Source organism: Brevundimonas sp. AAP58 (assembly GCF_001295975.1).
Taxonomy (GTDB): domain Bacteria; phylum Pseudomonadota; class Alphaproteobacteria; order Caulobacterales; family Caulobacteraceae; genus Brevundimonas.
In genome coordinates this window covers 1-8,243 of record NZ_LJHU01000137.1, presented here as the reverse complement: position 1 = coordinate 8,243, position 8,243 = coordinate 1, and the positions used below count along the sequence as shown (strand labels likewise).

9 protein-coding genes are annotated in these 8,243 nt (G+C 68.1%); 4 read left to right on the top strand and 5 right to left on the bottom strand.

The window, feature by feature from the left end:
* Positions 1–68: 68 nt before the first annotated feature.
* Positions 69–1,856, bottom strand: a complete 1,788-nt coding sequence (locus tag IP78_RS14805; protein ID WP_054112426.1) for an acyl-CoA dehydrogenase — start codon at positions 1,854–1,856, stop codon at positions 69–71.
* A gap of 115 nt (positions 1,857–1,971) precedes the next feature.
* On the opposite strand from IP78_RS14805, the gene IP78_RS14800 reads away from it, so the two are divergent.
* The 4 genes from IP78_RS14800 to IP78_RS15175 all read left to right on the top strand — a co-directional run bounded on the left by IP78_RS14800 (position 1,972) and on the right by IP78_RS15175 (position 4,562).
* A complete protein-coding gene (locus tag IP78_RS14800; RefSeq protein ID WP_054112428.1) occupies positions 1,972–2,517 on the top strand; it encodes a cytochrome b in 546 nt (181 codons plus the stop codon).
* Positions 2,517–3,083 carry a YceI family protein gene (locus IP78_RS14795; RefSeq protein WP_197272483.1) on the top strand — a complete coding sequence of 189 codons (567 nt, stop codon included), beginning with the start codon at positions 2,517–2,519 and terminating at the stop codon, positions 3,081–3,083. The genes IP78_RS14800 and IP78_RS14795 overlap by 1 nt, the downstream gene beginning before the upstream one ends.
* Entirely contained in the window at positions 3,080–3,979 is a 900-nt protein-coding gene (locus tag IP78_RS14790) for an L-threonylcarbamoyladenylate synthase (RefSeq protein WP_156320449.1), read from the top strand. Before IP78_RS14795 ends, IP78_RS14790 begins: the two co-directional genes overlap by 4 nt.
* A gap of 70 nt (positions 3,980–4,049) precedes the next feature.
* Positions 4,050–4,562: a DUF4304 domain-containing protein gene (locus IP78_RS15175; protein ID WP_082385213.1), complete on the top strand. Its 513-nt coding sequence runs from the start codon at positions 4,050–4,052 to the stop codon at positions 4,560–4,562.
* A gap of 30 nt (positions 4,563–4,592) precedes the next feature.
* Here IP78_RS15175 and IP78_RS14785 read toward each other — a convergent pair whose 3' ends face one another.
* The 4 genes from IP78_RS14785 to IP78_RS14770 all read right to left on the bottom strand — a co-directional run.
* Positions 4,593–5,675, bottom strand: a complete 1,083-nt coding sequence (locus IP78_RS14785; RefSeq protein ID WP_054112423.1) for a patatin-like phospholipase family protein — start codon at positions 5,673–5,675, stop codon at positions 4,593–4,595.
* 27 nt (positions 5,676–5,702) lie between these two features.
* Positions 5,703–6,551 (bottom strand): 3-hydroxybutyrate dehydrogenase, encoded by an 849-nt coding sequence (locus IP78_RS14780; RefSeq protein WP_231681036.1) that lies wholly within the window; start codon positions 6,549–6,551, stop codon positions 5,703–5,705.
* A 179-nt stretch (positions 6,552–6,730) separates the two neighbouring features.
* Positions 6,731–7,501 carry a peroxide stress protein YaaA gene (gene yaaA / locus IP78_RS14775; RefSeq protein ID WP_054112422.1) on the bottom strand — a complete coding sequence of 257 codons (771 nt, stop codon included), beginning with the start codon at positions 7,499–7,501 and terminating at the stop codon, positions 6,731–6,733.
* A 74-nt stretch (positions 7,502–7,575) separates the two neighbouring features.
* On the bottom strand, positions 7,576–8,243 hold a 668-nt coding region (locus tag IP78_RS14770), incomplete at its 5' end, for an FAD-binding oxidoreductase (RefSeq protein WP_304438541.1).

Sequence of the window (8,243 nt, the reverse complement as noted above, 5' to 3'; positions counted from 1 at the left end):
CACCCTTTCGGCTTGCGGATCGCTACGCTCTCCGAGCCTCAAGCCCTCTCCCGCTGGGAGAGGGAAGCCTAGGCCGCTCCCAGCGCTTCCTTCGTCATCCGCTGGAGCAAGGCCCCGCCCTGACCCACGGCCGCTAGCCGGCTCGAGGCATGGCCGAGCACATTCGCCGCATACACTTCATAGAGAGTGATCTTGCCCTCCAGCCACGCCGGATCACCGTCTCCCGCCGCCAGCTTCGCCTTGGCCGCCAGGGCTCCCTTGGCCAGCATCCAGCCGCCGATCACATCGCCCATCAGCCTCAGATACGGGTCCGCTGCCGCCAGCACGTCGGCCGCGCCGTTCGCGTCAGCCTTGCGGTCGAGCAGCCACAGCGTGGCGTCCTGCGCCGCCTCGATCGCGGCCGAGAACCGCTCCACCGGCTTGCCGGAATAGAGCGCCGTCATCTCCTTCAGCGTCGCCGCCATCTCGGCGATGATCGCCCGCGCCGAGGCCCCGCCGTCCTGCGACAGCTTGCGTCCCACCAGGTCCATCGCCTGGATGCCATTGGTGCCTTCGTAGATCGGGGCGATGCGGGCGTCGCGATAGAACTGGGCCGCGCCGGTCTCCTCCACGAAGCCCATGCCGCCGTGGATCTGCACCCCCTGCGACGCCACCTCGACCCCGATGTCGGTCGACCAGGCCTTGGCGATGGGGGTTAGCAGATCCTCGCGCCCCTTCCACAGCCGGCGCTCCTCCTCGGTCGCCGCGTGCCTGGCCAGATCCGCCGCGACGCCGCACGACAGGCAGATCGCCCGCGCCGCCTCGATCCTGGCCTTCATCACCGACAGGGTCCGGCGCACGTCCGGATGGTCGAAGATCGGCGCGCCCGCCTCGCCCGTCCACACCGACCGCCCCTGACGCCGCTCCAGTGCATAGGCCAGGGCATGCTGATAGGCCCGCTCGGCGATGCCCACCCCCTCGACGCCGACGGCCAGGCGCGCCGCGTTCATCATCACGAACATGTGGGACAGGCCCTCGTTCGGCTGTCCCACCAGCTCGGCGCGCGCGCCCTCATAGGCCATGACGCAAGTCGGCGAGGCGTGGATGCCCAGCTTGTGCTCGATGCCGACGGGTCGGAAGCTGTTGCGGTCGCCGAGCGTCCCGTCGGCCTTCACGTCGAACTTGTTGGCCAGGAACAGGCTGATGCCTTTGGGCCCCGGCGGCGCGTCGGGCAGGCGGGCCAGAACCATGTGCACGATGTTGTCCGTCGCGTCGTGGTCGCCCCAGGTGATGTAGATCTTCTGGCCCGTCAGGCTGTAGGTCCCGTCGCCGTTCGGCGTCGCCGTGGCTGTCAGGGCACCCAGGTCCGACCCGGCCTGGGGCTCGGTCAGGCACATGGCTCCGGTCCATTCCCCCGATACCAGCCGCGGCAGATAGGCGGTCTTTTGATGCTCAGTCCCGTGCGCCTCCAGCGCCTCGATGGCCGCCAGCGACAGCATGGGGCAGAGACCGAACGCCATGTTGGCCGCATGCACCGTCTCATAGGCCGCCAGTTCCAGCGCCTTGGGCAAGCCCTGACCGCCCGAGTGCGCGGGCGCCGCCAGCCCCGTCCAGCCGCCCTCCGCGAACTGGCGATAGGCGTCGGCGAACCCCGGCGCCGCCGTCACTGATCCATTGGCATAGGTCGCGCCCGCCAGGTCGCCCGGGCGATTCAACGGGGCCAGCACCTCTTCCGAGAACGACCCCGCCGCCTCCAGCACCGCGCCCATCACGTCGGCGTCGTAGTCGGGGAAGGCGCCGGTGGCGGCCAGGGCGTCGATCCCGGCCACCTCGGTCAGGGAAAAGGCGATGTCACGGACGGGGGCGCGATAGGTCATGGGCGATCCTCGGTGTCGTTGCCCCTTTCTGCCGCCATGCCGTGACGGCAGGCAAGGCTTGGCCCGCCGCGGCTTCTGGGCCAAGCTGTCGCGGTCGCATCGACAGGGAGCCGTCATGGCCGAACCGCGTAATCGCTACTCCACGGTCTCTCTGCTGTTCCACTGGGGCATTGCGGCGGCGGTGCTGGCCCAGATCCTGCTGATCACGGCGCATGAGGCGAATGAGGGAACACGCACCTTCATCAGCGCGCACAAGGCGCTCGGCCTGACCATCCTCGTCGTGACCCTGGCCCGAATCGGGTGGCGCCTGATGAACCCCGCCATCCCCCTGCCGCCCGGCACGGCGGGGTGGCAGAGGATCGCGGCGCGGGCGACGCATGTCGGCTTCTACCTGCTGCTCATCGGCCTGCCTCTGGGCGGCTGGGCGGCGTCCAGCGCGGCCGGGCGCGACATCGACTTCTTCGGCCTGTTCAACTGGCCGCTGCTGCCCCTTCCGCAGAGCCGCGAACTGGCGGGTCAGTTCATGGACGCGCACGAGGCTGGGGTGAAGGTGCTCTACGTCCTTCTGGCGCTGCATGTTTTGGGCGCGCTCAAGCATCACTTCATCGACCGGGACAATGTGCTGCACCGGATGATCCCGCTGATCCCCAGGCGGCCATGATGCGCCGGGCCGTCGCCATCATCCTGATCGGCGTCGGCCTGATGCTCGGGCTCGCGGCGCGAGCGGACGTCCAGCCCTGGATGGTCGTACCGTCCGAATCGTCCATCGCCATGCGCGTCGGCTCGCCACTCGGCCAACGCTCCGGCCGCTTCGAGCGGTGGACCGGCGACATCCTCTTCGACCCACAAGCGCCGGAACAGGCGCAAGTTTCCATCGAGGTGGAGGCCGCGTCCCTGCGCATGGACGATGGCGCGCTCACCCGCACCGCGCTCGGGCCGTCCTTTCTGGACAGCGCCCGCCATCCCCGCATCGCCTTTCGCCTTCAGGCCCTGGAGCCCCTGGGTCCCCAACGGTTTCAGGCCCGCGCCGACATCACGGTGAAGGGCGTCACCCGCCCGGTCAGCTTCCCCGTGACCTTGCGCAGCGACGGGCGGACAGCGCAGATGACGGGCGGCTTCTCGCTGGATCGGGCGGCCTTCGGCATCGGGACGCGCGGACCTTGGAACGGCATACTGGCACGGCAGGTGAGGGTGGACGTGGTCCTGGCGACCCGTCCGGCGAGCTGAGCGGTGCCGTCGCCGCCCTGCGTTCGGGCGACCTCCTGATCCTCCCGACCGAGACCGTCTATGGCCTCGCCGCCGACGCCTCGAACGCCCGGGCCGTAGCCAAGATCTTCGAGGCCAAGGGCAGACCCCGCTTCAACCCCCTGATTTCCCACGTCGAGGACGCCGTCGCCGCTGAGCGGATCGCCGTCTTCGACGAACACGCCCGCCGCCTGGCCGAGGCCTTCTGGCCCGGTCCCCTGACCATCGTCGCGCCGCATCGGGCGGGCGTCTCCGACCTGGCCCGCGCGGGTCTGGACAGCGTCGCCGTGCGCGTGCCCGGCCACGCCCGCGCCCGTGCCGTGCTGGCGGCCTTCGGCGGCCCCGTCGTCGCCCCCTCCGCCAACCGCTCCGGCCGCCCCAGCCCGACGACCTTCGCCGACGCGATGGAGGAAACCGGCGCCTTCGCCTCCGCCAGCCTCGACGGCGGCCCTTGCGCCGTGGGGGTGGAGAGCACCGTCGTCTCGGTGCTGGGCGGCGTGGTCTCTCTGCTCCGCCCCGGCTCGGTCACCCGCGCCGAGGTCGAGGCCGTCGTCGGCCCATTGACCGACACCGCCGAGGGCCACCGCTCCCCCGGCCGCCTGACCCGCCACTACGCCCCCCGCGCCCCCTTGCGCCTGAACGCCGAGACCGCCCGCGACGGCGAGATCCTGCTGGGTTTCGGGCCGGGCGTTGGCGAGGCGCGCTGGAGCCTCAGCAAGACCGGCGACCTGCGCGAGGCTGCGGCGAACCTGTTCCGGATGCTGCGTGAGGCGGATCGGGATGAACCGGTCGGGATCGCAGTAGCGGCGGTGCCGGCAGAGGGGCTGGGGGAGGCGATCAACGACCGACTGAGGCGTGCGGCGGGGTTTGTGGGTTAACTGCGCAATGCCTGTTGAGATTGTTTTGGGACTTTGGCCCATTATCCCGGTCGGGGCTTGTGAGACATAGATGGCAAACGAAGCAGTCGAGTTAAACTTCAGAAGTGTGATCAAGGGGATATCTTTGACCCTGAGGCGTCACGGTTTCACCAGGCGGGGAACGGCGTATCGCTACCTCTCGGAAGGAAACTCGGCGATTATCCAAGTTCAACGCAGCCGATCGAGTGACAACCAAGTCATTCGGTTCACCTTGAACACTGGAGTCATTTCGGGGCGTTTGCTGCGTGGCCTAGCCCCTGATGTATCCAAATCGGTGGAGATGCACGCTCATCTTCGACAGCGTATAGGTTGCTTCCTTTCACCGCCGCGAGAAAAATGGTGGGAGATCGGAGCGACAAGTGACGTCGCTGTAGTCCTCGATGAAATCACACCGCTGCTAGACGATGCAGCTCATTATGTCATCACCCACATTGCTGACGAGCAACTCATCGCACTGTGGGAAAGCGGTCGAGGTCCTGGCCTGACCGAGTTTCAGCGTCTACGAAATCTAAGTGACCTGAAGGCCGCGATGCAGGTCAGTTAGACGGTCAACGGTTTCCTGTCGGGCGCGACGTCACCCAAACCGCGCCTGCAAATCCACGCTCGACGTCCGCCCCACGCTTTCCACACAACTCCCCAGCCACTCGTCCGCCGCCGCCCGGCCGCGCGCCTTCAGGTCGTTCAGGAAGGTCCATTCGGTGTTAAACTTCGACCCCAGCGACAGGTCGCCCAGCCAGCCGTCGGCCTCGATGGCGTGCATCAGGATGTTGCGGTAGCGGTCGCGCGCGGACGGCATCAGCCGGCCCTCCTGGATCAGCTCCTGCACGAAGGCGACGGCGCGCAGCTCGGCGACCAGGGGCGCGTTGAAGACCACCTCGTTCAGCCGGTCCATGATGTCCCCCGCCGCCCGGGGTAGGTCGTCTCGCTCGAAGGCATTCAGCGTGATCAGCAGGATGTCGTCCGGCGTGTCCTCGTAGAACAGCGGCCACAGCGGCGGATTGGCCAGATAGCCGCCATCCCAATAGGGCTCGCCCTCGATCTCCACCGCCTGGAACAGGTGCGGCAGGCAGGCCGAGGCCAGCAACACCTGGTCGGTGATCTCCTCGGACCGAAACACCCGCGACTTGGCGTGGCGTACGGCGGTGGCGGCCACGAACAGCTTGATCTCGGAGGACCGCACCGCCTCGAGATCGATCGAGGCGTCCAGAACCCGCTTCAGAGGATTCAGGTTGAACGGATTGAATTCATAAGGAGACATCGATAGCGCCAGCGTCTCGCCCGCCCGCCAGAACGCCGTGTCCTTCAACCAGCCGGGCGTCATGGCGTTGGACCAGATCGAACTGTCGCCGAACACGTTCTTGCCGCCCGACTGATTGGTCTCGCGCCACAGCTTGTCCAGCGCCGCCCGCGCTCCCTCCGGCCCGCCCTTGGCCAGCCCCGACACCAGCGCCGCCCCGTTCATCGCCCCCGCCGACGACGCCGTTACCGCCCGGATGTCGAGCGCATCGGCCTCCAGCAGCCGATCCAGCACCCCCCACTGAAACGCCCCATGCGCCCCGCCGCCCTGTAGCGCCAGGCAGATGGGGCGGCGCGCCGGCGGGGGCGGGCCCTCGGCTGCGGGTGTCGCGCTCGCGACCTTTCGTTTGAACAGTGCCATGCCGCCCCCCGGCCATAGCCCGATGACCTATTGAGCGGTCCAGCCGCCGTCGATCGAGAAACTCGCGCCGTTGGCGGAAGCTCCCAGGTCGGACACCAGATAGAGAAATATTCCCGCCAGCTGGTCGGTCGTGACGAACTGCTTCGTCGGCTGGGCTTCCAGGATCACGTCCGTGATGACCTTTTCCTTGGAGATGCCGCGCGCCTTGGCCTGGTCGGCGATCTGGGCCTGGACCAGGGGCGTCTCGACATAGCCCGGGCAGATGGCGTTGCAGGTGATGCCGTCGCGCGCGACCTCCAGCGCCACCGTCTTGGTGAAGCCGATCACCCCGTGCTTGGCCGCGACATAGGCCGACTTGAACGGGCTGGCGACCAGTCCGTGGGCCGAGGCGATGTTGACGATCCGCCCGCGTCCCTGCCCTTTCATGATCGGGATCGCCGCCCGCGTCGCATAGAAGGTCGAGCTCAGGTTGATGGCGATGATCTGCTCCCACTTCTCCGACGGGAAGCGCTCGACCGCCTCGACGTGCTGGACGCCGGCGTTGTTGACCAGAATGTCCAGCCGCCCCAGCTGATGCTTGGCATAGGCGACCATGTCGGCCACTTCGTCGCCCTTGAGCATATTGGCCGCGTGATAGCGCACCCGCACGCCGCAACTGGCCTCCAGCTCCGCCCGCGTCCGCTCGATCTCCGACGGATCGCCGAGCCCGTTCAGCACCACGTCGCCGCCCCGCGCCGCCACCGCTCGCGCCAGCGCCAGGCCGATGCCGGACGTTGAACCGGAGATGACCGCCACCTGGCCCTTCAGGTCGTTGGGATCGCGATAGACGGGCCGCTCGGTCTCGCCGCCGTCCTTCTTGCCGGGCCACTGGAACATCTTGGGTCAACCTTCTTGCGTCTGAGCGATCCCGTCATTCCGGGGCGCCGCTTGGCGAACCCGGAACCCAGAACCGCGCCTCGAACCCCTGGGTTCCGGGTTCCGCTGCGCGGCCCCGGAATGACGGGTGTTGTTACGCCCAGAACCTAGCCGTTCGCATCCGCGAAGGCGACAGGCTGTCAAGAATTTCCCGATCGGATGAATATCCAGTCCGCGTCCGTGGAAGCCGCCTTGTCGAAGGCGTAGCCGTCCCGGTCGAACGCCTTCAGGTCCTCGGCCCGGTCGATGCGCTCTTCGATCGCGAACCGCGCCATCGTCCCCCGCGCCTTTTTGGCGAAGAAGGAGATGATCCGGCTCTCGCCATCCTTCGCCTCGCGAAAGTGGCAGGTGACGACGGGGATCTTCAACGCCTTGGCGTCGACCGCGCCGAAGTATTCCTGGCTGGCCAGGTTCACCAGCGTCGGATCGGCATGCCCCTCGGCGTCCGCGTTCAGCTGCTTCGACAGCCGGTCGCCCCAGAAGTCGTAGAGGCTCGATCCCCGCCGGGTCTTCAGCCGCGTGCCCATCTCCAGCCGATAGGGCTGGATCCGATCCAGCGGCCGCAGCACGCCGTACAGCCCCGACAGGATGCGGACCCGGTCCTGCGCGAACGCCAAAGCCTCCGCGTCCAGAGTGCGCGCGTCCAGCCCCTGATACACGTCGCCGGCGAAGGCGAAGGCGGCGGGCGTCCCGTCGGTCGCCTCCGGATCGAAGGCCTGGAACCGCTCCCGATTCAGCCGCGCCAGATCGTCGGAGATGCCCATCAGACGACGCAGATCGGCCTTGGTCTGGCGCTTGGCTGTCCTGGCCAGGCTGGCGACGTCCTCGGTCAGGCGGGGCAGGGTAGGCTCGGCCGCGACGGGCGGCTCGGAAAAGTCCAGCCGCTTGGCCGGAGACAGGACGATCAGCAAGGCGGGAGGCTCCTTCGCGTTTCGGAGCGTCCTCTAGGCCGCTTTGGCGACGGTTTGAACCCGGGCGCGACGATCTAGAACAGCACGGCCGGGTTCATGATCCGCTTCGGATCGATCGCCCCCCGGATCGCCCGCATCGTTTCGATCTCCAGCGCCGACTTGTAGCGCCGCGCCTCCTCGGTCTTCAGCCGACCCAGGCCATGCTCTGCCGAGATGGACCCGTCGTACCGCGCCACGATGTCGTGCACGACCTGCGACCCGGCCTCCCAGCGGCCCAGGAACGCCTTCAGGTCTCCGCCGGGCGGGCACAGGATGTCGTAGTGCATATTGCCGTCGCCGACGTGGCCGAAGGCGCTGACCCGCGCGCCCGGTTCGAACCGCTCCACCGCCGCTGAGGCCTCGTCCAGGAAGTCGGCGATCCTGCTGACGGGCACCGACACGTCGTGCTTCCAGCCGCCGCCCTCGGGCTTCTGCGCGGCCGACTGCTCCTCGCGCAGCTTCCAGAAGTCGCGCGTCTGGGTCTCGTTCTGGGCGATGGCGGCGTCCGTGATCAGCCCGTCTTCGAACGCCGAGGCCAGGATGCGTTCCATGCCGGCCTCCGCCGCACCGGGCTCGCCCGACGTCAGCTCGATCAGGACGTACCAGGGCTGGATCGTCTCCAGCGGCTCGCGCACGCCGGGCACATGGCGGATGGCGAACTCCACCCCGATCCGCTTCATCAGCTCGAAGGCCTCGACGCCCC

Coding starts and splice junctions, on each gene's coding strand:
- IP78_RS14805 (WP_054112426.1), bottom strand. CDS start 1,856: ATGACCTATCGCGCCCCCGTCCGTGACATCGCCTTTTCCCTGACCGAG.
- IP78_RS14800 (WP_054112428.1), top strand. CDS start 1,972: ATGGCCGAACCGCGTAATCGCTACTCCACGGTCTCTCTGCTGTTCCAC.
- IP78_RS14795 (WP_197272483.1), top strand. CDS start 2,517: ATGCGCCGGGCCGTCGCCATCATCCTGATCGGCGTCGGCCTGATGCTC.
- IP78_RS15175 (WP_082385213.1), top strand. CDS start 4,050: ATGGCAAACGAAGCAGTCGAGTTAAACTTCAGAAGTGTGATCAAGGGG.
- IP78_RS14785 (WP_054112423.1), bottom strand. CDS start 5,675: ATGGCACTGTTCAAACGAAAGGTCGCGAGCGCGACACCCGCAGCCGAG.
- IP78_RS14780 (WP_231681036.1), bottom strand. CDS start 6,551: ATGTTCCAGTGGCCCGGCAAGAAGGACGGCGGCGAGACCGAGCGGCCC.